The 333-nt window shown below is 73.6% G+C and carries 1 pseudogene; it reads left to right on the top strand.

What is annotated here, in order from left to right:
- Nucleotides 1-333: pseudogene (locus IG99_RS43750) on the top strand (ABC transporter permease); the annotation flags it as partial.

The raw sequence follows: 333 nt of genomic DNA, 5'->3' as shown, positions 1-333 counted from the left end.
GCGCCGGCTGCTGGACGATCCCAAAGCTGCCTGGCGGATCGTCTCCGGACTCACCCTGGCCGGTTTCGTCGCCGGATTCTTCGCCCTGCTCACCCTGGATGCCGCTCCCCCGTGGGGAGGACGGCCCGACCAGCTCGCCATCGCGGCTCCGGTCCACAAGGTGACGCAGGTGCGGAAGCAGGCCGAACAGCGTCTGCGGGCCGCCGGGGTGAGCGCCGTGGCCGGCGTGGACGACGGCTTCGTGGCCACGGCTCCCTACGACAGCCGTCAGGTCACCGCCACCGTCTCCGGCGGCCCGGCCGAACTGGACCGCGCCCGCACCGCGCTGACCGG

The organism is Streptomyces griseus subsp. griseus (assembly GCF_000720255.1).
Classification (GTDB): Bacteria; Actinomycetota; Actinomycetes; order Streptomycetales; family Streptomycetaceae; genus Streptomyces; species Streptomyces griseus_I.
The sequence above is the reverse complement of the archived record's forward strand: the minus strand, read 5'-3'. Positions and strand labels throughout refer to the sequence as shown.